The organism is Oryzihumus sp. (genome assembly GCF_036391795.1).
In the GTDB taxonomy this organism is placed as follows: domain Bacteria; phylum Actinomycetota; class Actinomycetes; order Actinomycetales; family Dermatophilaceae; genus Oryzihumus.
In genome coordinates, this window is the sequence record NZ_DASVZH010000037.1 from 1 (window position 1) to 23,632 (window position 23,632).

Genomic DNA, 23,632 nt, shown 5'->3' on the forward strand with positions numbered 1-23,632 from the left:
CAGCACGTGCACGGGCACCAGCCCGCGCCGCGACCACGCGGCCACGGCGTCGGGGCGGCCGCGGACGAGCAGCACGCCCCGTCCGTGCCGCCCTGACCGCCACGGCACGTCCACGGGGTTTACAGGCTGCCCTTCGCGCTGGGGATGCCACTGACCCGCGGGTCGCGCGCCACGGCGGCGCGCAGCGCCCGGGCCACGGCCTTGAACTGCGCCTCGACCAGGTGGTGCGGGTCGCGACCGTAGAGGACGCGTACGTGCAGGGCGATCCCGGCGTGGTGGGCCAGGCTCTCGAAGACGTGACGGGTCAGGGCGCCGACGTAGCTGCCGCCGATGAGCACGTAGGCCTGGCCCTCGGGCTCGCCGGTGTGCACGACGTAGGGGCGCCCGGCCACGTCGACGACGGCCTGCACCAAGGTCTCGTCCAGCGGCACCGTGGCGTCGCCGAAGCGGGAGATGCCGCGCTTGTCGCCCAGGGCCTCGCGCAGCGCCTCACCCAGGACGATCGCGACGTCCTCGACGGTGTGGTGGGCGTCGACGTCGACGTCCCCGGTGGCCTGCACCCGCAGGTCGATGAGGCTGTGCCTGGCCAGGCTGGCGAGCATGTGGTCGTAGAAGCGGACCCCGGTGCTCACCTGCGACTCGCCGGTGCCGTCGAGGTTGACTTCGACCTCGACCGTGCTCTCGTGGGTCTGCCGCCGGATGTGGGCGGTGCGGGCGGGGGCGGTGGTGCGGGCGTCGATGGCCTGGTCGGTCATGCGGGCTGCTCCTGCCGGTGGGTGGGTGCCAGGGCGCGCATCGCCGCGAGGAAGGCGTCGGTCTCCTCGGGGGTGCCCGCCGTGACGCGGAGGTGGTGGGGCAGGCCGACGTCGCGGATGAGGATCCCCTCGTCCAGCAGGGCCTGCCAGGTCGCCTGCTCGTCGGCGAGGCCGCCGAAGAGCACGAAGTTGGCGTCGCTGGGGACGGGGCGCAGCCCCATGCCGGCCAGCTCGGCGACGATGCGGTCGCGCTGGCCCTTGATCGTCTCCACCGTGTCGAGCAGCGCGCCGGCGTGCTCGAGGGCGGCGCACGCGACGGCCTGCGTCGGCGCGGACAGGTGGTAGGGCATGCGGACCAGGCGCAGCGCATCGACCAGCTCGGGGTCGGCCGCGAGGTAGCCCAGACGGCCGCCGGCCAGGGCGAACGCCTTGCTCATGGTCCGGGTGACGACGAGCCGGGGCCGGCCCTGCAGCAGGGTCAGCGCGCTCGGGGTGCCCGGGCGGGCGAACTCGGCGTAGGCCTCGTCGACCACCACCACGGCGCCGGGAGCCGCCTCGTGCACGGCCTCGACCACGTCCAGGCCCAGCGCCGTGCCCGTCGGGTTGTTCGGCGAGCACAGGAAGACCAGGTGCGGCTGGTGCTCCTTGACCTGGCTGACCGCCGACTCGGCGTCGAGGTCGAACTCACCGGCGCCGGGCACGCCGCGCAGACCGTCGACCCAGCGGGTGCCGGTGGTACGGGTGATGATCGGGTGCATGGAGTAGGCCGGGGTGAACCCGAGGGCGGTGCGGTCCGGGCCGCCGAAGGCCTGCAACAGGTGCAGCAGCACCTCGTTGGACCCGTTGCCCGCCCACAGCTGTGCCGGGTCGAGCGCCACGCCGCCGGTGCGGATCAGGTAGGCCGCGAGGTCCTCGCGCAGCCGCGTGAACTCCCGGTCGGGGTAGCGGTTGAGCGTCGGCGCGACCTCGGCCACCGCGGCGACGATCGCCGCGACGACGTCGGCGGGCACGGCATACGAGTTCTCGTTGGTGTTGAGCCGGACCGGCACCTCGAGCTGCGGCGCGCCGTAGGCGGTGCGGCCGCGCAGGTCGGGGCGCAGCAGCTGCTCGATCGAGGTCACCGGCCGTCACCGAACCGCGCCGTGACCGCCTCGCCGTGGGCGGGCAGGTCCTCGGCGCCGGCCAGCGTCACCACGTGGTCGGCGACCTCGCGCAGGGCCTCCTGCGTGTAGTCGACCAGGTGGATGCCGCGCAGGAACGACTGCACCGACAGGCCGCTGGAGTGGCAGGCGCAGCCGCCGGTGGGCAGGACGTGGTTGGAGCCGGCGGCGTAGTCGCCCAGGCTCACCGGCGCCCACGGCCCGACGAAGATCGCCCCGGCGTTGCGGATGCGCATCGCGACGTCACGGGCGTCGCGGGTCTGGATCTCCAGGTGCTCGGCGGCGTAGGCGTCGACCACGGTGACCCCGGCGTCGAGGTCGTCGACCAGGACGATGCCGGACTGGCGTCCCGACAGCGCGGTGCGGACCCGCTCGGTGTGCTTGGTGGCGGCGACCCGACGCTCGAGGGCCTCCTCGACGCGCGCGACGAGCTCCTCGCTGTCGGTGACGAGCACGGACGCGGCCAGGGTGTCGTGCTCGGCCTGGCTGACCAGGTCCGCCGCGACGTGCTCGGCGTCCGCGGTCTCGTCGGCGAGCACGGCGATCTCGGTCGGGCCGGCCTCGGCGTCGATGCCGATCAGGCCCTTGAGCGCGCGCTTGGCGGCGGCGACGTAGATGTTGCCCGGCCCGGTGACCAGGCTGACCGGCTCGCAGAGCACCTCGCCGGTGTTGGTCCCCGCCGGGCCGCTCTCGCGGGCGCCGTAGGCGAACATCGCGACCGCCTGGGCGCCGCCGACGGCGTAGACCTCGTCGACGCCGAGCAGGGCGCAGGCGGCCAGGATGGTCGGGTGCGGGTAGCCGGCGAACGCCCCGGTGTTGTCCCGCTGCGGCGGGCTGGTGACGGCGATCGAGCCGACCTGGGCGATCTGCGCGGGGACGACGTTCATCACCACGGAGCTGGGGTAGACGGCGACGCCGCCGGGGACGTAGAGGCCGACCCGGTCCACCGGGATCCACCGCTCGGTGACGGTGCCGCCGGGCACGACCTGCGTCGTGTGGTCGCTGCGGCGCTGGTCCTCGTGGACGATGCGGGCGCGGCGGACCGACTCCTCCAGCGCCGCGCGCACCGCGGGGTCAAGCTGCTCGAGCGCCGCGGCCAGCACCTCTGCCGGCACCCGCAGCTGCGTGGGGCGCACCCCGTCGAAGCGTTCCCCGAGGTCGCGCAGGGCGTCGGCACCACGATGGCGGACGTCCTCGCAGATCGGCCGCACCGCGTCCAGTGCCGCCTCCACGTCGAACTCCGCACGGGGCAACGTCTCGCGCAGCGAGCGCACGTCGAGGGCGCGGCCACGCAGGTCAATCCGGGAAATCACGCGCCCAGTCTAGGTTGTCCCGCGCGTCACCCCGCGGCCCGTCCCAGCCTCCGGCGGATAATGCGGCGCGTGATCCACGCGCCTGCCGGTATGCCGAGCGGCCACCTGACCTCGCAGGCCCTGGTCAGTGTCGAGGGCACCGGCGGCCTGCTGCGCCTGGCCGCGGTCGTGGTCGTGTGCACCGGGCTCGCGGCCCTCATCAACGTCCGGGGCGGCCTGGGCCATGCCCGTGACGACCTGGTCGCCGCCGGACGCGCGACGCTGCAGCTGGCCCTGGTCGGCCTGGTCATCGCCGCGGTGCTGCGCTCGTGGGCGCTGACCTCGGTGTTCCTCCTCGTGATGTTCGGCGTCGCCAGCCTGACCGCCGGGCGGCGCCTCGCCGCCTCCGGCCGGTGGTGGGTCGCCGGGCTGCCGGTCCTCGCGGGGGCAGCACCCGTCGTGGCGGGCCTGCTGGCCAGCGGCCTGGTGCCGCTGCGGACCATCGCCGTCGTCCCGATCGCCGGGATCCTCATCGGCAACGCCATGACGGCCACGACGCTGGCCGGCCGGCGCGCGCTGGACGCCCTGCGGACCCGGGCCGGGGAGTACGACGCCGCCCTGTCCATCGGGCTGCTCGACCGGGACGCCGCCCTGCTCGTGGCGCGGGACGACGCCGCGCTGGCCCTGGTCCCGGGGCTGGACCAGACCCGCACGGTGGGTCTGGTCACCCTCCCCGGCGCCTTCGTCGGCATGCTGCTCGGCGGCGCCTCCCCGCTGCAGGCGGCCGCGGTCCAGCTCGTCGTCCTCGTGGCCCTGCTGCTCGTGCAGTCGGTGGCCGTGCTCGTCACCGTCGAGCTCGTCGCGCGGGGGCTGATCGCCCGCTCCCCCGCCCGGGTCTGACCGCCGGGAGGGGCTGGCGGACAGCCGGCCCCTCACCGGGCTCGCCGCCCACGAGGTGGACGTCGCCTTGACGGCGCCCGGGCTCGGGCCGTCATGCGACCCCGTCCGGCTGTGTAGGCTCGCCACGAAACCCACACGCCGGAATGCAGGAGGGCACGCGGTGACCTACGCCGAGAGCACCGGCCCCCGTTTCACGCGGGTGGCCCACGGATACGACCCGGGTCAGGTGGACACGCACCTCGCCGCGCTGGGCAGCGCCGAACCGGGACTGACCTCGGCCGCCGCGACCGCACTGCTCGGCCGTGCCCAGGAGGTGGCCGACTCCGTGGTGGCCGCCGCGAACGCCGAGCGCGACCAGATCGTGCGCCGGGCCCGACAGGAGGCGGCCGACATCATCGACGGCGCCCAGGCCCGTGCCGGCGACATGATCCAGGCCGCCGAGGCCCGGGTGGCCCAGCTCGACGCGCACGCCCTGCAGCTGCAGAACCGTCGGTCGGAGACCGCGGCCCGCGTGCGGGACCTCGCCGACCAGCTGCACCGCGCCGCCGACGACGCGTTCGCCTCGCTGCCCGACCGCTGAGCCGCCGGTCCGGCCGCTGAGCCGTCGGGGCGCCGGCCTCAGGTCGCCGGTTCGACGTGGCGCACCGCGATCGCGGCCACGTCGTCCTCGCGCTCCGTGTCGGTCATCCGGGCGACGAGCCCCGGCAGGAGCTCCGACAGCCCGGCCCCGGACAGCGTCCCGGCGCGGCGCGCCAGGCGCTCCAGCCCGGCGTCGATGTCCTCGCCGCGGCGCTCGACCAGACCGTCGGTGAACGCCAGCAGCGTGGCGCCGGTGCGGAACGGCACCCGCAGCGTGCGCCGCTCGAAGCCCTCCAGACCCAGCGGCGGTGAGTCCGCCAGCGGGAGCCGCTCGACGAAGCCGTCGGGGCCCACCACCAGCGGCGGCGGGTGCCCGGCATTGACCAGCGCGATCTCGTCCCGCTCGGCGTCGACGACGAGGTAGACCAGGGTGACCAGCTGGGCGATGTCGTAGCGCCGGAACATCGCATCGAGCTTGGTGAGGACCGCGTCCGGGCTGGGGTCGACCACGATGAAGGCCCGCAACGCCGAGCGCACCACGGCCATGGACGCCGCGGCGAGCAGGCCTCGGCCCATGACGTCGCCCATGAACACCGCCAGCCGGCCGTCCTCGAGCGGGACCGCGTCGTAGAAGTCACCGCCGACCTCGGTGCTGCCCGCCGGACGGTAGACGCCGGCCAGCTCCCAGCCGGGCAGCTCCTCGAGCCGCTCGGGGGACACCGCGCGCTGCAGGCGCAGCGACGCCTCGCGCGTCTCGCTGTAGAGCAGCGCGTTGTCGATCGCGACCGCGGCCCGGTGGGCGAGGTTCTCGGCGAAGGCCAGGTCGGACTGGTCGTAGCGGTGGCCGGACTCGGCGCTGACCAGCGTGAGCACGCCGAGCACCCGCTGGCGGGCGATCAGCGGCACGACCAGGCCGCTGCGCAGCTGCAGCTCCCGGGACAGGCGCAGGTGCTCCTCGTCGACGGCGCCGGCGACCAGCATCTCGTCGGTCACCTCGGGGTAGAGCTCGCTGACACCCGTCCGGGCGACGTGGTGGGCACCGGCCGGGGCGGAGGGGTCCGGCGGGTAGCGCTCCGACAGCTCCTGGGCCATGGCCACCTTGGCCGGGTCGACGTGCGCCACTGCCAGGGTGGTCAGGTTGCCGTCCTCGACGACCTGCACGGCGCACCAGTCGGCGAGGGTGGGCACGGCGAGCCGGGCCACGTTGGCCAGGGTCGAGCGGTAGTCCAGGCTGCTCGCCAGCTCGGCCGCCGCCCCGGCGAGGAAGGAGAGCTTGGCCGAGCGGTCCGCCGCGTCGGCCAGTGCCTGGAGTCGGTCGATCGCCTGCGCGGTCGCGTCGGCCAGGGTGCTGAGGAACTCCAGCTCCTGGTCGTCGACGTGCCGCGGGCCGGGGAAGGAGAGCCCCATCGCGCCCAGCGGCCGCTCCCCCACGACCAGCGGCAGGGCGATGAACGTGCGCTCCTCGGGCACCCGCTCGAAGGTCTCGGGGAACCGCTCCTTGATCGCCGCGGCGCCCTCGACGACGACCGGCTTGCCGGTGCGGATCGCCTCGGCCGAGGGGGTCTGGTTGGACACCGAGTAGCGCTCGTAGGCCGTGGACAGGCTCCGGTCGTCACCGCGGAAGCCGACCAGCCGGATGTTGTGCTCGTCCTCGAGCAGGCTCAGCGAGGCGAGGTTGGCCCCGACGGCGTCCGCGGCGTGCGACACCACCGTCTCGGTGACGCCCTCGAGGTCGTGGGCCGCCGCCAGCTCCGCGGTGACCTTGGCCAGCCGGTTCAGCCGGGTGGTCAGCTGGAGGATCCCCGCCCGGGCGGCCTCGAGGTCGGTCACGTCCTCGGCGACGCCGAGCACACCGACCACCTCGCCCGCGTCATACAGGGGGGAGTCGGTGATCTGCACGAGCTTCTCGGCGCCGCTGGCGGTGCGGACGAGGAACTCGCCGGTCCAGCGCTGCCCGGCGGTGACCTGGCGCATGATCTCCTGGGCCGCGGCCATGCCGCCGGTGGGCACCAGCAGGTCCATGACGCTGCTGCCCTGCAGCTGCTCCTGGGTGTAGCCGTAGAGCACCTCGGCGACGGCGTTGCAGTAGAAGATCGTCCCGGCGAGGTCGGTGCCGATGACGGCAGCACCGAGCGCGTCGAGCAGCGCCGTGTCGCTGCGCCAGCTCGGCGGCAACGTCATCGCCTTCCGCCCTTCACACACAGGATCTTGACAGTCGGGACGGTGCCGCGTCAGCAGAATCCCGACGTGGGCCGACGCGGGCCGCGCGCGGCCCGTGCTCAGGTCAACGTCCGTGAGCCCTCCCATGCTCCCGCCCGGTCGATGAGGAAGGCGAGCTCCCAGGCGTACTGCCGCCACGCGTCATACCGGCCGCTCTTGCCGCCGTGCCCGGCGACCATCTCCGTGCGCAGCAAAACCGGGCGCTCGTCGGGGTCGTTGGTCACCGTGTCGCGCAGGCGGGCCACCCACTTGGCCGGCTCGACGAAGTAGACCCGGGTGTCGTTGAGGCTGGTGGTGGCCAGGATCGCGGGGTAGCGGACCGGCGCGACGTTCTCGTACGGCGTGTAGGCCTTCATCGCGGCGTAGACCTCGGGGTCGGCCAGCGGGTTGCCCCACTCCTCCCACTCCGGGACGGTCAGCGGCAGCGACGGGTCGAGGATGGTCGTCAGGGCGTCGACGAACGGCACCGCGGCGTGCACGGCCGCGAACCGCGACGGCGCGAGGTTGACCGCCGCACCGATGAGCAGCCCGCCGGCGCTGCCGCCCTCGGCAACCAGCCGGTCGGGGTGCACCCAGCCGGCCTCGACCAGGTGGTCGGCGCAGGCCACGAAGTCGCTGAAGGTGTTGGGCTTGGCCGCGAGCTTGCCCTCGTCGTACCAGCGGCGCCCCATCTCGCCGCCGCCGCGCACGTGGGCGATGGCGTAGACGAAGCCGCGGTCCAGCAGCGAGAGCCGGGCCACGGAGAAGTAGGGGTCCATCGACATCTCGTAGGCGCCGTAGCCGTAGAGCAGCCCGGGGTTGGTGCCGTCGGGGCGCACCCCGCGCCGGTGCACCAGCGAGATCGGCACCTGGGTGCCGTCCGGGGCGGTGGCCCACTCGCGGTGCTGCTCGTACTCGGCCGGGTCGTAGCCGCCGAGCACCGCCTGGCGCTTGAGCAGGGTCAGGCCGCCGGTCGCGACGTCGACGTCGTAGACCGTCCGCGGCGTCACCATCGACTCGAAGGTCACCTGCAGCTCGGTGGCCTCCCAGGCCGGGTTGTTGCCGGTGGACACCGAGTAGACCGGCTCGTCGAAGCGCACCTCGCGGGCCGGGCCGTAGCCCTGCGGGGCGCCGTCGTCGCGGCGGAGGACACGCAGCGCGCTCAGGCCGTCGCGGCGCAGGGACACCACCGCGTGGCCGGCGAACGCCTCGACCCCGAGGACCCGCTCCCCCGGCACCGGCGGGATCCACGGGGTCCACTGCTCATGGCTGGTCGCCTCCAGCGGCGCCTGCGCCACCTCGAAGTCGGGGTCGCCGGCGTTGTGCACGACCAGCAGCCGGTCACCGGCCGGTTCCACGTCGTACTCCACGCCTTCGCGTCGCGGCGCCACCACCCGCGGCTCGGCCAGCGGGGTGGCGGCGTCGAGCAGCCAGCACTCCGAGGTCAGCTTCGAGGCGACCTGGATGACCATCCAGCGCTCGTCGCGGGAGGAGCCGATCCCCAGCCAGAACCGCTCGTCCGGCTCCTCGAAGACCATGACGTCCGCGCCGACCGGGGTGCCGACCTCGTGCCGCCACACCTGGTGCGGTCGCCAGGCGTCGTCGACCCGGGTGTAGAAGAGGTGGCGCCCGTCGAGGGACCACACCAGGCCGTAGCCGATGTCCTCGACCGCGTCGTCGACGACCTCGCCGGTGTCGATGTCCTTGACCCGCAAGGCGAACCGCTCGTCACCCTCGACGTCGACGGCGTAGGCGACCCGGGTGCCGTCGTCGCTGACCTCGAGCGCGCCGAGGGAGAAGAACTCGTGCCCCTCGGCCTCGGCGTTGCCGTCGAGCAGCACCTGCTCCCCCACAGGGGCGGCGCCGTTATCCAGGGACGGCCGCTGTGCAGGGTCGGTGACCGGAGCCCGGCACTGGGTGGCGTACTGCTTGCCCTCGAACGTGCGCGCGTAGTACCACCACCCCCGGTAGGCCACCGGCACCGACAGGTCCGTCTCCTGGGTGCGGCTGCGGATCTCCTCGAAGATGGCCTCCCGCAGCGGCTCGAGGTGGGCGGTCATGGCCTCCGCGTAGGCGTTCTCGGCCTCGAGGTGGGCGATGACCTCCGGGTCGGACTTGTCCCGGAGCCACTCGTAGGGGTCGACGACGCGGTCGCCGTGGTGGTCCCGGACGGTCTCGACCTGCTTGGCGCGCGGCGGCGTAGGCATGGGTGCAGCCTAGTTACCGCAGGGACCGGTGAAGGGAGGTGTCGCCATGGCGGACCGCGGAGCGGGCGACGGCGCGCGGACGCTGCGGTCGCGGTGCTGCATCGCGGGTGGTGGGCCGGCCGGCATGGTCCTGGGCTACCTGCTGGCCCGGGCCGGCGTGGACGTCGTCGTCCTGGAGAAGCACACCGACTTCCTGCGCGACTTCCGCGGCGACACCATCCACCCCTCCACGCTGGAGGTCTTCCGCGAGCTGGGCCTGTTCGAGCAGCTGCGTCCCCTGCTGCAGAACGAGGTCCGCACCCTCGACCTGGTGGTCAACGGCCATCGCGTCACCCCGGTGGACTTCGCCACGCTCGGCGGGCCGTGCGCGTTCCTGGGTCTGATGCCGCAATGGGACCTGCTCGACTTCCTCGCCCGTCAGGCGGCCGCCTTCCCCGGGTTCCACCTGGTGATGGGTGCCGAGGCCACGGAGCTGCTGTGGGACCAGGGCGCGGTCACCGGGGTGCGCGCCCGCACCGCCGACGGTGCGCTGGAGGTCCGCGCCGACCTCACCGTCGCGGCCGACGGGCGCAGCTCGACGCTGCGCCACCAGGCCGGTATGCCGGTCCGCGAGTCCGGGGTGCCGATCGACGTGCTGTGGTTCCGCCTGCCCAAGCCCGCGGTGGAGCCGCCGCCGACGCTGGCCTACCTCGACGCCGGCGACATGGTGCTCACGATCGACCGGGGCAGCTACTACCAGTCGGGGATGCTCATCCCCAAGGGCGGCTTCGAACGGATCCGGGCCGAGGGCCTGCCCCGGCTGCGCGAACGGGTGGTCAGGGCGGCCCCGGTGCTGGCTGAGGTGGTCGGCGAGCTGCGCGACTGGGACCAGGTCAAGCTGCTCACCGTGCAGGTCAACCGGGCCACCCGGTGGCACCGGCCGGGACTCCTGCTCATCGGCGACGCGGCCCACGCGATGTCCCCGGCGTTCGGGGTCGGCATCAACTTCGCGGTGCAGGACGCGGTCGCCGCCGCCAACCTGTTGACCGGTGCGCTGCGGCAGGGGCCGGCTCCCGAGGCCCTGCTGGCCGCGGTCCAGCGCCGGCGCGAGCGCCCGACCACGGCGATGCAGTCCCTGCAGGTGCTGCTGCACCGCCAGGTCGTCCGCCCCGGCGGCCCCGCGGCCGGGGTGCCCAGCAGCTTCCCCTGGCCGGTGCGTCTGGCCGGACGGGCGGTCCAGCCGCTGGTGCAGCGCCTGGGGGCCCGCCTGGTGGGGCGCGGGTTCCGTCCCGAGCACGTGGCCGCAGCGGTGCCCGTTCGGCGGACAGAAACGCTCGGCCGGACCTAGCCTGAAGCATGGGCGCCACGTTCACCCGGCGCGCCTTCGCCGTGGGCGCCGGCACCGCAGCCGTGACCACCCTCGGGCTGGCGCTGGGTGCGCGTGCCCGCGGGCAGGGCACCCTCCCGGGCGGACTGGTGGCCAGTCGCACGCCGCTGCCCGCGGCATACACGCTGCCGTTCGTCGTGCCGCCCGTCGCCGTGCCGGTGAGCACGTCCGGGGGGACCGACGTCTACGAGGTGCACGAGGTGGAGCGCACCCTGGCGCTGCTCCCCGGCCTGACGACCCCGCTGTGGACGTACGCCGGCAGCTTCCCCGGCCCCACGATCGTCTCCACCCTCGGTCGGCGCACGGTCGTGCGGCACACCAACGAGCTGCCGGTGCCCGTGGTGGTGCACCTGCACGGCGGCCACGTGCCGGCCGGCGACGACGGCTTCCCGACCGACGCCCTGCTGCCCGTGGGGTCGGGCCCGGTGGCCTACGGTGCCGGCGGCGTCACCGCTGCTGGCATCGGCACGGCCCGGCTCGGACCCACCGGGGCGCGGGCCGGCGCGGGCAACGACGCGGGTCTGCCCGCCGGCGCCCTCGGCGTGCTCGCCGACCCCGAGGCGCGCGTGACCTCCGGGACCCGGGACTACGTGGTGCCGCCCCAGCCGCGCGCGGCGACGTTGTGGTACCACGACCACTGGATGGGGGCCACCGGTCGGGCACTGTGGCGCGGCCTCATGGGGTTCCACCTCGTGCTCGACCCGGCGGAGGACGCCCTGGGCCTGCCCGGGGGCGAGCGCGACCTCCCAGTCCTGCTCTGCGACCGGGCGTTCGGGGCCGACGGCACGCTCACCTACCCGGTCAGCGGCCCGATGACCGAGCCGGGGCACGCCATGGCCACCCCGTTCACGGACGGGGTGCTCGGCGACGTGGTGCTCGTCAACGGGGTGCCCTGGCCCCGGCACGAGGTGGCCGGCGCGCGGCACCGGCTCCGCCTGCTCAACGGCTCCAACGCCCGTGCGTGGTCACTCGCGCTGGACCCGCCGCCGCCGGGAGGGCACGGCCTGGTCCAGGTCGGCTCGGACGGCGGCCTGCTCCCCCGGCCGCTGCCCCGGGACGCCGTCCGCCTCGCACCCGGCGAGCGCTGCGACGTCGTCGTGGACTTCGCCCGCTACCGGCCCGGGACGCGGGTCCAGCTGGTCAACCGGGCCGGGCAGGGCCGCACCCGCCAGGTGATGATGTTCGTCGTCGGCCCCCGGGTGGCCGACCCATCCCGCGTGCCCTCCGTGCTGGGCACCGGGCCGGCGCACGACCCGCGGTCGGCGGCGGTCCAGCGGAGCCTGGCCTTCCAGCGCTGGGGCGGGGCCGCCGGCAGCTGGACCATCAACGGCGAGTCCTTCGCTCCGGACCGGCCACTCGCCCGCCCCGTCCTCGGCCAGCTGGAGGTGTGGCACCTGTCCAGCGACGTGAGCCATCCGGTGCACCTGCACCTGGAGCAGTTCGAGGTGCTCGGCCGGGGGCGGGCCGGCCCGGGCCCGGACGACCACGGCTGGAAGGACACGGTGAGCCTGCTCGCGGGCGAGGAGGTCACCATCGCGGTGCGGTTCACCGACTACGCCGGCCGGTTCGTCGTGCACTGCCACAACGCCGAGCACGAGGACATGGGGATGATGGGCACCTTCGTCACCGGCTGACTGCGGTCCGCCGGCGTCTCAGCGGCGGCGCAGGAGCCGACGCAGCAGGATCGCGCCTCCGGCCAGGACGAGGGCACCGGCAAGGTATGGCGCGTAGCGGCGCAGCAGGACCGGGAGCACCGTCGTGCCGAGGTCGAGCTCGGCCGGCGGCCGGTGCGACGGCGGCGAGGGAGCGGCCGCTGGAGCAGGAGCAGGTGCCGGCGCAGGCGGGGCACCGGCCACCGCTCCGCCCTCGGCCACCGCCGCCGGAGGGGCCGCCGCGGGGGCTGCCCCCGTCGCCGCGGGCGCCTCGGCGACGGCGGCCTGGGTGGGGGCGCTGAGCTCGGCCTGGAGGCAGTCGACGAACTGGGCCAGCAGCTTGTCCGAGACGTCTTGCATGACGCTCCGTCCGAACTGCGCCGGCTTGCCGGTGATGCTCAGGTCGGTGTCGACGACCGCCTCGGTGACGCCCTCCCCCGCCTCGCTCAGCTGCAGGGTCACGGTGGCGGACGCCGTGCCGTTGCCCCGGCGGTCCTTGCCCTTGGCCTCGATCACGGCGCGGTGCCCTGACTCGTCGCGCTCGACGAAACGGCCAGTACCGTTGTACTGCAAGGAGATCGGCCCAAGCTTGACCTTGCAGTTGCCGGTGAACCCCTCTCCCTCGACCGAGGTGACCTCGGCGCCGGGGAAGCAGGAGGCGGTGCGTTCGAGGTCGTTGAAGGTGGCCCAGGTGGTCCCGACCGGGGCCGGCACGGTGAACCGGTGCTGCAGCTGCACGAGAGCCTCCTGCTGTCAGGCGGCGCCGCCACCCCGGGGTCAGACCCGGGCGGGACGGCGCCGGGTGGTCATCCGGCGGCGGCAAGCACGGCTCGGGTGGTCAGGACGGTCGCGAGGTGCCGCCGGTAGTCGGCGTCCCCGTTGGTGTCGCTCGGCGGATGCGTGCCCTCGGCGGCGAGGGCCGCCGCTGCGCGCACCGCCTCCTGCGTCGGGGCCGACCCCACGAGGGCCCGCTCCACCGCGGTGGCGCGCACCGGCGTGGACCCCATGTTGGTCAGGGCGACGCGGGCCTCGGCGATCGTGCCGCCGTCGACCCGCACGGTCGCCGCGACCGCGACGATCGACCACTGCTGGGCCACGCGCGTGAACTTCTGGTACTGCGCGCCCCAGCCCGTGTGCTTGGGGACGCGGATCTCGGTGAGCAGCTCGTCCTCGGCCACCGCCGTGGCGAACAGGCCCTGGAAGAAGTCCTCCGCCGCGACCGTGCGGGTGCCGCCGCTGCCCTGGACGACCAGCTGCGCCCCCAGCGCCAGAGCCGGGGCGAGCAGGTCTCCCGCCGGGTCGGCGTGGACGAGCGCACCGCCGAGCGTGCCCCGGTGCCGCACCTGGGGGTCGGCCACCGTCTCGGTCGCGAGCGCGAGCAGCCGGGCGTGCTCGCGGACCAGCGGGTGCTCGGCGACCACGTGGTGGGCGGTCATGGCGCCGATGACGATGGCATCGCCGTCTTCGCGCACCCCGCGCAGGGCGTCGATGCGCCCCAGGTCGATGACCGTCGCCGGCGCCGCGAGCCGGAGCCGCAGCACGGGGATGAGGCTCTGCCCACCCGCGAGCACCTTGGCGTCCTCGGCCCCGCGCAGCAGCTGCAGCGCCTCGTCCACCGAGCTGGGGGCGTGGTAGTCGAACCGGGCCGGGATCATGCCTGTCCTCCCTCGACCTGCTCGGCGACCGACTGCGCAGAGCTGGGCGTGGCGGGTGTCGCCGTGTCCTGCCCGTGGATCGCCTTCCAGATGCGGTGCGGCGTGCACGGCATCGTGACGTCGTTGACCCCGAACGGACGCAGGGCGTCGACGACGGCGTTGACCACCGCCGGGGTCGAGGCGATGGTGCCGGCCTCCCCCACGCCCTTGACCCCGAGCTCGTTGGTCGTCGAGGGGGTCTCGGTCCGGGCCGTGACGAACGACGGGACGTCGGCGGCACTCGGGACGAGGTAGTCGACGAAGGACCCGGTCACCAAGGTGCCGGACTCGTCATACAGCGCCTCCTCGAAGAGGGCCTGGGCGATGCCCTGCACGAGCCCGCCGTGGACCTGCCCCTCGACGATGAGGGGGTTGACCACCGACCCGACGTCGTCGACGCAGACGTAGGAGCGGATGGTCGCCGCGCCCGTCTCGGTGTCGACCTCGACGGCGCACAGGTGGGTGCCGTGCGGGAAGGAGAAGTTGACCGGGTCGAAGGTCGCATCGGCGTCGAGGCAGGGCTCCACGCCGTCGGGCAGGTTGTGCGAGGAGAAGACCGCGAAGGCGATCTCACCGATGCCCATGCCCTTGTCGGTGCCCTTGACGCCGAAGCGGCCGGCGTGGAACTCGAGGTCGTCGACGTTGGCCTCGAGCAGGTGGGCCGCGATGGGCCTCGCCTTCTCGATGACCTTGTCGGCCGCCTTGAGGACCGCGATGCCGCCGACGACCAGCGAGCGCGACCCGTAGGTGTCCAGGCCTCGCGGCGAGATCTGGGTGTCGCCGTGCAGCACCTCGACATCCTCGAACGGCACACCGAGCCGGTCCGCCACGATCTGCGACCAGGCGGTCTCGTGGCCCTGGCCGTGGGGGCTGGTGCCGGTGACCACCTCGACCTTGCCGCTGGGCAGCATCCGCACGGAGGCGTGCTCCCACCCGCCTGCGGCGTAGGAGAGCGCGCCGAGGACCCTCGACGGCGCCAGGCCGCACATCTCCGTGAACGTCGAGATGCCGATGCCGAGCTGGACAGGGTCCTTGGCCTCGCGGCGGCGCACCTGCTCGGCCCGCAGCTCGTCGTAGCCGAAGAGCTCCCTGGCCTTGGCCGTCGCGGCCTCGTAGTCGCCGGAGTCGTACTGGAGCCCCGCGACGGTGGTGAACGGGAACTCCTCGTGGCGGATCCAGTTCCGCTCGCGGACCTCCAACGGGTCCTGTCCGAGCTCGTGCGCCAGCTCGTCCATGATCCGCTCGATCGCGAACGTCGCCTCCGGCCGCCCCGCGCCACGGTAGGCGTCGGTCCAGGCCTTCGTGGTGAAGACGTTGGTGCAGTCGAAGCGGTAGGACGGGAACTTGTAGATCGCGTTGTACATGAACGCCCCGAGGATGGGGATGCCCGGTGTGACCAGGCCCAGGTAGGCGCCCATGTTGGCGAGCAGCTCGACCTTGAGACCGGTGACCCGCCCGTCCCTGGTCGCCGCCAGGGTGATCTTCTGCACCTGGTCGCGACCGTGGTGGGCCGCCATCAGCGACTCCGAGCGGGTCTCGGTGTACTTGCACGGCTTGCCGGTGTGACGGGCGGCCAGGAGGGTGATGACCTCCTCGGGTGTGACCTGCAGCTTGCCGCCGAAGCCGCCGCCGACGTCGGGGGCGATCACCCGTAGCTGGTTCTCAGGGACACCACAGGTGAGGGCCAGCATGAGCTTGAGGATGTGCGGGATCTGGGTGGCCGACCACATCGTCAGCTGCGCCCCGGTGGGGTCGACGACGACCGAGCGGGGCTCCATGAACGCCGGAATCAGCCGCTGCTGCCGGAAGGTCCGCTCCAGCAGGACCCCGTCCTGGCGCGCGGCGGCGATGGCGTCCTCGACGTTGCTGCCGGTGCCGGCCTCGGCTGAGTCGAAGACCCACCGGGCGGAGACGTTGGTGCCGAGGTCGGGGTGGACCAGCTCGGCGCCCTCGGCGACCGCCGCCTCGAGGTCGAGCACCACGGGCAGGTCCTCGTAGTCGACGTTGACCAGCTCCATGGCGTCGCGTGCCTCGGCAACCGAGCGGGCGATGACCACCGCCACGACCTCACCGGCGAAGTTGACCGTGTCGACGGCGACGGCCGGGTGGGGAGGCGCCTTCTGGTCGGGGGTGATCGGCCAGGCGCAGGGCAGGCTGCCCTGGCTGTCGGCCACGTCGCGGCCGGTGAGTACCGCCACGACCCCGGACGACCCACGGGCGGCGGCAGTGTCGACGCTGGTGATCCGCGCGTGCGCGTAGGGACTGCGGACCATGGCCAGGTGCAGCATGCCCGGCAGGACGATGTTGTCGGTCCAGCGGGTGCGGCCGGTGATCAGCAGGGCATCCTCCTTGCGCAGGCGTGCCGCGCCGACCTCGGCGATCGGGCGCTCATCGACGGCAGTCATGACGCCGCCCCCTCGGAGGTGGCGGCGGCTGCGCCCTGCACCGCCCGGACGATGTTGTGGTAGCCGGTGCACCGGCACAGGTTGCCCTCGAGGCCCTCACGGATCTCCTGCTCACTGGGGTGCGGGTTGGACCTGAGCAGGTCGATCGAGGCCATGATCATGCCCGGGGTGCAGTAGCCGCACTGGAGGGCGTGGGACTCGTGGAAGGCCTGCTGCACGGGGTGGAGCGCCCCGTCCCGGGCCAGCCCTTCGATCGTGGTCACCTCGTGGCCGTCGGCCTGGACCGCCAGCACGGTGCACGACTTGACGCTGAGACCGTCGAGCAGCACCGTGCAGGCCCCGCAGTTGCTGGTGTCGCACCCGACGACCGTGCCGGTCTTGCCGAGCTGTTGTCGCAGGTAGTGGACGAGCAGCGTGCGCGGCTCGACCTCGTCGGAGTAGGTGCTGCCATCGACCGTCAAGCTGACCCGGGTCATGCGCCCTCCCTGGGTGACTGGTGCCCCTCGCTGCTCGGATGGTCCCCCCGAAGCGCGGGCGCGACAAGCGTCAGAAGTCCTGCGCCTGCCGGGTGTCAGCCGTGGTGGTGGATGGCTCCGGACAGCGTGCCCAGGCGCTCGCCCTCCCCGCCCCAGCGCAGGGCGATGATCTCGGCGGCGATGCTGACGGCGGTCTCCTCCGGCGTGCGCGCCCCGAGGTCGAGGCCGATCGGGCTGGCCAGCCGTGACAGCTCCTCAGGGGTCAGGCCCGCCTCGACCAGCCGGGCCATCCGGTCCTCGTGGGTGCGCCGCGACCCCATGGCCCCGACGTAGGCAACCCGGGGCAGCCGCAGCGCCACCTCCAGAACCGGTACGTCGAACTTCGGGTCGTGGGTGAGCACGCAGACCACGGTGCGCTCGTCGAGGCGACCGGCCTCGGCCTCTGAGGCCAGGTAGCGGTGCGGCCACTCCACGACGACCTCGTCGGCGGAGGGGAACCGGGTCTTCGTGGCGAACACCGGACGGGCGTCGCAGACCGTGACGCGGTAGCCGAGGAAGGTGCCCATGCGCGCGACCGCCGCGGCGAAGTCGATGGCGCCGAAGACGATCATCCGTGGCGCGGGGGCGAAGGACTGGACGAAGACCCGCTGGCCCTCCCCGCGGCGCTCACCCTCCGGCCCGTACTCCAGCGTCTCGACCCGGCCCGCCGCCAGCAGCCCGAGGGCGTCGTCGGCCACCGCGTCGTCGACCCGCCCGGAGCCGAGCGAGCCCTGCCGCTCGGGCTGGGCGCCCGGCGGACGCACCACCATGCGCCGTCCGACCCGTGCCGGGTCGGGGTGGTCGATGACGGTGACCACCGCCACGGGCCGCTCGGCCTCGATGTCGGCGATGACGTCCCCGAGCTCGGGGAAGGACTGCCGGTCGACCTCCTCGACGTAGACATCGAGGATCCCGCCGCAGGTCAGCCCGACCGCGAAGGCGTCGTCGTCGCTGACGCCGTACCGTTGCAGGACCGGGCGCTGGGAGGCCATGACCTCCTGGGCGAGCTCGTAGAGGGCGCCCTCGACGCAGCCTCCGGACACCGACCCGACGACGGTCGCGTCCGGGCCGACCAGCATGGCCGCACCGGGCTGGCGCGGCGCGGAGCGGAAGGTCGCCACGACGGTCCCCACCCCCACCGTCTCCCCGGCCGACCACCATCGCTTGAGCTCAGGCAGCACGTCACGCATCGGCCACCACCTCGATCAGGGTCGCGAACGTCGCCAGGGAGTGCCCGGCCACGAAGTCGTCAACGTACGGCAGGGCGGCGGCCATCCCGGCCTGGACCGGCTCATAGCCCACCTTGCCCCGGTGGGGGTTCATCCACACCACGCGGTGGGCGAGGCGGGCCAGCCGGCGCATCTGCTCCGCCAGCAGGGTGCAGTCACCCCGTTCCCACCCGTCGCTGCACACCACGACCACGGCCCCGCGCGCGAGGCCGCGCTGCCCCCACAGGTCACAGAACGCCTTGAGCGACTCCCCGAGCCGGGTGCCCCCCGACCAGTCGGGCACCGTCTCCCCGGCCAGCCGCAGGGCGGTCGCGGGGTCGCGCTGCCGCAGGGCCCGCGTCACCCTGGTGAGCCGCGTGCCGACGGTGAACACCTCGACGCTGCGCGGCTCGACCTGCACGAGGACGTGCGCCAGGCGCAGCAGGCTGTCGGCGTAGGGGGACATCGACCCGGAGACGTCGACGACCAGGACCACCCTGCGGGCTCGGGACGTGCGGCGCCGGTGCCGGATCGGCCCCGGCTCCCCGGCCCGGCGCAACGCGTCGCGCATCGTCCGGCGGGCATCGATGGGTCCTCGAGGCGCCGGGCGGTGGCGCGTGCCGCGTCGACGCGGCAGCCGGGGGCGCAGGGTCGCGAACAGCCGTGCCAGCGCTGCGCGTTCGGCTGCGTCGAGGTCGGCGATGTCGCGGTGGCGCAGGATCTCCGCGCGGCTGGCCATCGCCCGCACCACGGCGTCCTCATCGGCGTCGGGCCCTGACCCGGTCTCGCCCGACTCGTCCAGCGGCGCCTGCCGGGGCGCCGACGCAGCCGCCGGGGGGCCGGCCGGGCGCAACGAGCCGGCGAAGAACGCGCTGAACACCGCGTCGTAGCGGCGCAGGTCGTCCGGCCCTGCGCACAGGGTGGCGCGCCCGGCCCAGTAGACCGCCTGCGGGTCGCCGGCGCCGACCTGCGCGACGGCGCTGAGGAACGTCTGCGTGCGGTCGGAGGTGACTTGCACCCCGGCGTGCCGCAGCGCCGTGGCGAAGCCGACCATCACCCGGTCTGCCTCGAACGCCGGTGCCGCGGTCATCTCAGCCGGCCAGCAGCATGTCGAGTGAGGCGCGCACCCGGTCGGCATCCTCGCGGTACTTCAGCACCGCCCCCAGCGTGGCGGCCGCCGTCTCGAGGTCGAGGCTGTCGCGGCCCAGGGTCATAAGCGCCTGGGTCCAGTCGAGTGTCTCGGCGACGCCCGGTGGCTTGAGCAGGTCGGCGCCGGCGCGCATCCGCTGCACCGCCGCCACGACCTGCTCGGCGAGCCGCTGCGACACCTGCGGCAGCCGGCGCCGGACGATCTCGACCTCGCGGGCCATGCCGGGGTGGTCGATCCAGTGGTAGAGGCAACGCCGCTTGAGGGCGTCGTGCACCTCGCGGGTGCGGTTGGAGGTGAGCACGACGACGGGAGGCCGGGTCGCCGTGATGGTCCCCAGCTCGGGGATGGACACCTGGTTGGTGGAGAGCACCTCCAGCAGGAATGCCTCGAACTCGTCGTCCGCCCGGTCGACCTCGTCGACCAGGAGCACCGCCGGGGACTCACGCAGCGCCCGGAGCACCGGCCGGGCCAGCAGGAAGCGCTCGTCGAACAGGGACTTCTCGACCTCCTCGACATCGACACCCTCCCCCGCGGCGCGGGTGGCCTCGATGGTCCGCAGGTGCAGGATCTGCCGCGGGAAGTCCCAGTCGTAGAGCGCCTGGCTGGCCTCGATGCCCTCGTAGCACTGGAGCCGGATCAACGGCAGGTCCAGGCTCTCTGCCAGCGCCTCGGCCAGCGCGGTCTTGCCCGTGCCCGGCTCGCCCTCCAGGAGCAGCGGCCGGTGCATGGCAAGCGCGATGAAGCCGATCGTCGCCAGGCCCTCGTCGGCCAGGTAGCCGGTCCCGGCGAGTCGCTGGGCCAGCTCTGCAGCCGAGGCGATGTCGTCCACGTCACCAGCATCACCCCGCCGGCGCCGTCCGACCACCACGAAAGGTCCCGCGGCGCGCCCGTCACCCGGCGCCGCCGTCGCGCCGGGCCACCGCAGCGGGTATGCCGGGTGCGCGCGGTGCGCACCCGGCATACGGGCCGGTGGTGGCCGGGTCGCCGGGTCAGCCGCTGAGGCAGGCGGGGCCGAGCAGCGCCTTGAGGTCGCCGAACAGCGCCGGCGAGGCGGTCACGCGCAGCGTGTCGTCGAGCCGGACCAGCACCGAGCGGCCGGGCTGGGTGAGCCGCAGGTGCACCTCGGTGACGCCCGGGTGGTCGGAGAGCACCCCCTTGATCCGCTCGGCCACACCGTTGGTGGCGCGCGCCAGCGGCAGGCTGACCACGACCGGTCCGCGCGGGCCCTCCTTGAGGTCCGGCAGGGTCAGCTCCTGGGCGTAGATCGAGACCGAGTCGTCGCGCCGGTTGACCCGCCCCTTGACCACGCAGACCACGTCGTGGCCCAGCATCGTGGAGACCGTCATGTAGGCCGAGGGGAAGAACAGGCACTCGATGGCGCCGTCGAGGTCCTCGACCGTGGCGATCGCCCAGAGGTCGCCCTTCTTGGTGCGCTTGACCTGCAGGCCGGTGATCAGCCCGGCGATGGTCACGGTGGTGCCGTCGGGCTTGCCCTCCTCGCCGTTGAGGGTGGCGATCGAGGTGTCGGCGTGCTGGGAGAGCACGTGCTCGATGCCGAACAACGGGTGGTCGGAGACGTAGAGGCCGAGCATCTCGCGCTCGAAGGCCAGCAGCGTCTGCTTGTCCCACTCCCCCTTGGGCACCGGGGCGAGGCCGTCGAAGACGTCGCCGCCACCGAGGCCGTCGGCGTCCTCGTCGCCGAAGGAGCCGAACAGGGAGTCCTGGCCGATCGCCTCCTTCTTCTTCACCTCCACCAGGGCGTCGACGTACTGCTCGTGGACGGCGACCTGGCCGCGGCGGCTCTCGCCGAGGGAGTCGAACGCCCCGGCCTTGATCAGCGACTCGATCGTGCGCTTGTTGCAGACGACGGCGGGCACCTTGCCCAGGAAGTCCTTGAACGAGCCGTAGCGCCCCTTGTCCTCGCGGGCGGCGACGATGGCGTCGACGACGTTGGTGCCGACGTTGCGGATCGCGGCCATGCCGAAGCGGATGTCGGTGCCGACGGCGGCGAAGTTGGCGATCGACTCGTTGACGTCCGGCGGCAGCACCTTGATGCCCATGCGCCGGCACTCGTTGAGGTAGAGCGCCGACTTGTCCTTGTCGTCGCGGACGCTGGTCAGCAGCGCGGCCATGTACTCGGCCGGGAAGTTGGCCTTGAGGTAGGCGGTCCAGTAGGACACCAGGCCGTAGGCGGCGGTGTGGGCCTTGTTGAAGGCGTAGTCGGAGAAGGGGACGAGGATGTCCCACAGCGTCTTGATCGCCGCGTCGCTGTAGCCGTTGTCCCTCATGCCCTGGCTGAAGGGCACGAACTCGGCGTCGAGGACCTCCTTCTTCTTCTTGCCCATGGCGCGGCGCAGCAGGTCGGCCTTGCCGAGCGTGTAGCCGGCGACCTTCTGGGCGATCTGCTGGACCTGCTCCTGGTAGACGATCAGGCCCTGGGTCATCGACAGGATGGGGTCGAGCGGCTCGGCCAGCTCGGGGTGGATCGGGCTGATGGGCTGCTTGCCGGTCTTGCGCAGCGCGTAGTTGGTGTGGCTGTTGGCGCCCATCGGGCCGGGACGGTAGAGGGCGAGGGCGGCGGAGATGTCCTCGAAGTTGTCCGGCTGCATCTGGCGCAGCAGGGTGCGCATGCCGCCGCCGTCGAGCTGGAAGACGCCCAGGGTGTCACCGCGGGCCAGCAGGGCGAACGCGGCCTCGTCGGTCATGTCCTTGGACAGCGCGTCGAGGTCGAGGTCGATGCCGCGGTTGAGCTTCACGTTGGCGACGGCGTCGTCGAGGATCGTGAGGTTGCGCAGGCCGAGGAAGTCCATCTTGACCAGCCCCAGCGTCTCGCAGCTGGGGTAGTCGAACTGGGTGATGATCTGGCCGTCCTGCTCGCGGCGCATGATCGGGATGAGGTCGATCAGCGGCTCGCTGGACATGATGACGCCGGCGGCGTGCACGCCCCACTGGCGCTTGAGGCCTTCGAGGCCGAGCGCGGTCTTGACGACCTCCTGGGCCTGGGGGTCCTCGTCGTGGACCTGGCGGAACTCGGCCGCCTCGGCGTAGCGCTTGTGCTCGGGGTCGAAGATCCCCGTCAGCGGAATGTCCTTGCCCATGACCGCCGGCGGCATGGCCTTGGTGAGCTTCTCGCCCATGGCGAAGGGGAAGCCCATGACCCGCGAGGCGTCCTTGAGCGCCTGCTTGGCCTTGATGGTGCCGTAGGTGACGATCTGCGCGACGCGCTCCTCGCCGTACTTCTCGGTGACGTACTTGATGACCTCACCGCGCCGGCGCTCGTCGAAGTCGACGTCGAAGTCGGGCATCGAGGGGCGCTCGGGGTTGAGGAACCGCTCGAAGATCAGGCCGTGCGGCACCGGGTCGAGGTCGGTGATGCCCATGGCGTAGGCGGCCATCGACCCGGCGCCGGAGCCACGGCCGGGGCCGACCCGGATGCCGTTGCGCTTGGCCCAGTTGATGAAGTCGGCGACGACGAGGAAGTAGCCGGGGTAGCCCTTGCCGACGATGACCTCGATCTCGTAGGCCGCCTGCTTGGTCGCGTAGTCCGGCACGCCCTCGGGGAAGCGCCGGCGCAGGCCGGTCTCGACCTCCTTGATGAACCACGACGTCTCGTCCTCCCCTGGCGGGCAGGGGAAGCGCGGCATGTAGCGCCCCTCGCCCTCGGTGAAGGAGACCTCGCAGCGCTCGGCGATGAGCAGGGTGTTGTCGCACGCCTCGGGCAGCTCGCGCCAGACATGACGCATCTCCTGCGGCGACTTCAGGTAGAACTCGTCGGCGTCGAACTTGAACCGGTTGGGGTCCATCAGGGTCGAGCCGGACTGCACGCACAGCAGCGCCGCGTGCGCCTGGGAGTCCTCGGACCTGGTGTAGTGCAGGTCGTTGGTGGCCACCAGCGGAAGCCCCAGGTCCCGGGCCAGGCGCAGCAGGTCCTTCTGGACGTCGCGCTCGATGCCCAGGCCGTGGTCCATGACCTCGCAGTAGAAGTTCTCGGCGCCGAAGATGTCGCGGAACTCCGCCGCCGCCTCGACCGCCTGCTGGTACTGCCCCAGGCGCAGGCGCGTCTGCACCTCGCCCGACGGGCACCCCGTGGTGGCGATGAGGCCTTCGCCGTACTGGCTGAGCAGCTCGCGGTCCATGCGCGGCTTGAAGTAGTAGCCCTCCAGGCTGGCCAGCGAGCTCATCCGGAACAGGTTGTGCATGCCGGTGTTGTTGCGCGCCCACAGCGTCATGTGGGTGTAGGCGCCCGAGCCGGAGACGTCGTCGCGGCCACCGTCGCCGAACTTGACCCGCGTCTTGTCGGTGCGGTGCGTGCCGGGGGTGAGGTAGGCCTCGACGCCGATGATCGGCTTGACCCCGTGCTTCTGCGCCTTCTTCCAGAACTCGTAGGCGCCGAAGACGTAGCCGTGGTCGGTGGTCGCGAGGGCGGGCATGCCCATCTGCGCCGCAGCCTCGAACAGCTCGTCGATCCGGGCCGCACCATCGAGCATGGAGTACTCGGTGTGGTTGTGCAGGTGGACGAAGCTGTTGTCGGGGGCTGCCTGAGTCGTCAT

Annotated in this window: 17 protein-coding genes; 4 read left to right on the forward strand and 13 right to left on the reverse strand. The window is 73.1% G+C overall.

The window, feature by feature from the left end:
• Positions 1 to 119 precede the first annotated feature (119 nt).
• From hisB to hisD, 3 genes are read right to left on the reverse strand one after another with little or no spacing between them, the layout of a single operon-like run.
• Positions 120 to 755, reverse strand: coding sequence for an imidazoleglycerol-phosphate dehydratase HisB (hisB, locus tag VF825_RS01840; protein WP_331109534.1), 636 nt, complete (start codon positions 753 to 755; stop codon positions 120 to 122).
• Positions 752 to 1,876: a histidinol-phosphate transaminase gene (locus VF825_RS01845; RefSeq protein WP_331109537.1), complete on the reverse strand. Its 1,125-nt coding sequence runs from the start codon at positions 1,874 to 1,876 to the stop codon at positions 752 to 754. Before VF825_RS01845 ends, hisB begins: the two co-directional genes overlap by 4 nt.
• The gene (gene hisD / locus VF825_RS01850) at positions 1,873 to 3,228 is read right to left on the reverse strand and encodes a histidinol dehydrogenase (protein WP_331109539.1); all 1,356 of its coding nucleotides are present in this window, start codon (positions 3,226 to 3,228) and stop codon (positions 1,873 to 1,875) included. Before hisD ends, VF825_RS01845 begins: the two co-directional genes overlap by 4 nt.
• Before the next feature lie 69 nt (positions 3,229 to 3,297).
• Here hisD and VF825_RS01855 point away from each other — a divergent pair, with 69 nt between their 5' ends.
• On the forward strand, positions 3,298 to 4,107 hold the full coding sequence (locus VF825_RS01855) for an ABC transporter permease (RefSeq protein ID WP_331109541.1): 810 nt from the start codon (positions 3,298 to 3,300) through the stop codon (positions 4,105 to 4,107).
• A gap of 160 nt (positions 4,108 to 4,267) precedes the next feature.
• On the forward strand, positions 4,268 to 4,687 hold the full coding sequence (locus VF825_RS01860; RefSeq protein WP_331109543.1) for a hypothetical protein: 420 nt from the start codon (positions 4,268 to 4,270) through the stop codon (positions 4,685 to 4,687).
• Between the two features lie 38 nt (positions 4,688 to 4,725).
• On the opposite strand, the gene VF825_RS01865 is transcribed toward VF825_RS01860, so the two are convergent.
• On the reverse strand, positions 4,726 to 6,867 hold the full coding sequence (locus tag VF825_RS01865) for a SpoIIE family protein phosphatase (protein ID WP_331109545.1): 2,142 nt from the start codon (positions 6,865 to 6,867) through the stop codon (positions 4,726 to 4,728).
• A gap of 98 nt (positions 6,868 to 6,965) precedes the next feature.
• Complete coding sequence (locus tag VF825_RS01870) at positions 6,966 to 9,092, reverse strand: S9 family peptidase (RefSeq protein WP_331109547.1); 2,127 nt, start codon at positions 9,090 to 9,092, stop codon at positions 6,966 to 6,968.
• A gap of 46 nt (positions 9,093 to 9,138) precedes the next feature.
• Between VF825_RS01870 and VF825_RS01875 the strand changes: the two genes are divergently transcribed.
• On the forward strand, positions 9,139 to 10,419 hold the full coding sequence (locus VF825_RS01875) for an FAD-dependent oxidoreductase (protein WP_331109549.1): 1,281 nt from the start codon (positions 9,139 to 9,141) through the stop codon (positions 10,417 to 10,419).
• Between the two features lie 8 nt (positions 10,420 to 10,427).
• Positions 10,428 to 12,092: a multicopper oxidase family protein gene (locus VF825_RS01880; RefSeq protein ID WP_331109551.1), complete on the forward strand. Its 1,665-nt coding sequence runs from the start codon at positions 10,428 to 10,430 to the stop codon at positions 12,090 to 12,092.
• 18 nt (positions 12,093 to 12,110) lie between these two features.
• Here VF825_RS01880 and VF825_RS01885 read toward each other — a convergent pair whose 3' ends face one another.
• The 8 genes from VF825_RS01885 to dnaE all read right to left on the reverse strand — a co-directional run bounded on the left by VF825_RS01885 (position 12,111) and on the right by dnaE (position 23,632).
• Positions 12,111 to 12,848: an SRPBCC family protein gene (locus VF825_RS01885; protein ID WP_331109553.1), complete on the reverse strand. Its 738-nt coding sequence runs from the start codon at positions 12,846 to 12,848 to the stop codon at positions 12,111 to 12,113.
• Positions 12,849 to 12,916: 68 nt separating this feature from the next.
• Entirely contained in the window at positions 12,917 to 13,765 is an 849-nt protein-coding gene (locus tag VF825_RS01890) for a xanthine dehydrogenase family protein subunit M (protein WP_331109555.1), read from the reverse strand.
• Complete coding sequence (locus VF825_RS01895) at positions 13,762 to 16,209, reverse strand: xanthine dehydrogenase family protein molybdopterin-binding subunit (RefSeq protein WP_331109557.1); 2,448 nt, start codon at positions 16,207 to 16,209, stop codon at positions 13,762 to 13,764. The genes VF825_RS01890 and VF825_RS01895 overlap by 4 nt, the downstream gene beginning before the upstream one ends.
• Positions 16,206 to 16,685 carry a (2Fe-2S)-binding protein gene (locus VF825_RS01900; protein ID WP_331109559.1) on the reverse strand — a complete coding sequence of 160 codons (480 nt, stop codon included), beginning with the start codon at positions 16,683 to 16,685 and terminating at the stop codon, positions 16,206 to 16,208. The genes VF825_RS01895 and VF825_RS01900 overlap by 4 nt, the downstream gene beginning before the upstream one ends.
• A gap of 95 nt (positions 16,686 to 16,780) precedes the next feature.
• Complete coding sequence (locus VF825_RS01905) at positions 16,781 to 17,914, reverse strand: XdhC/CoxI family protein (RefSeq protein ID WP_331109561.1); 1,134 nt, start codon at positions 17,912 to 17,914, stop codon at positions 16,781 to 16,783.
• Positions 17,907 to 19,022: a vWA domain-containing protein gene (locus VF825_RS01910; RefSeq protein ID WP_331109563.1), complete on the reverse strand. Its 1,116-nt coding sequence runs from the start codon at positions 19,020 to 19,022 to the stop codon at positions 17,907 to 17,909. Before VF825_RS01910 ends, VF825_RS01905 begins: the two co-directional genes overlap by 8 nt.
• A gap of 1 nt (position 19,023) precedes the next feature.
• Complete coding sequence (locus VF825_RS01915) at positions 19,024 to 19,902, reverse strand: AAA family ATPase (protein ID WP_414695744.1); 879 nt, start codon at positions 19,900 to 19,902, stop codon at positions 19,024 to 19,026.
• A gap of 169 nt (positions 19,903 to 20,071) precedes the next feature.
• The gene (gene dnaE, locus VF825_RS01920; RefSeq protein WP_331109567.1) at positions 20,072 to 23,632 is read right to left on the reverse strand and encodes a DNA polymerase III subunit alpha; all 3,561 of its coding nucleotides are present in this window, start codon (positions 23,630 to 23,632) and stop codon (positions 20,072 to 20,074) included.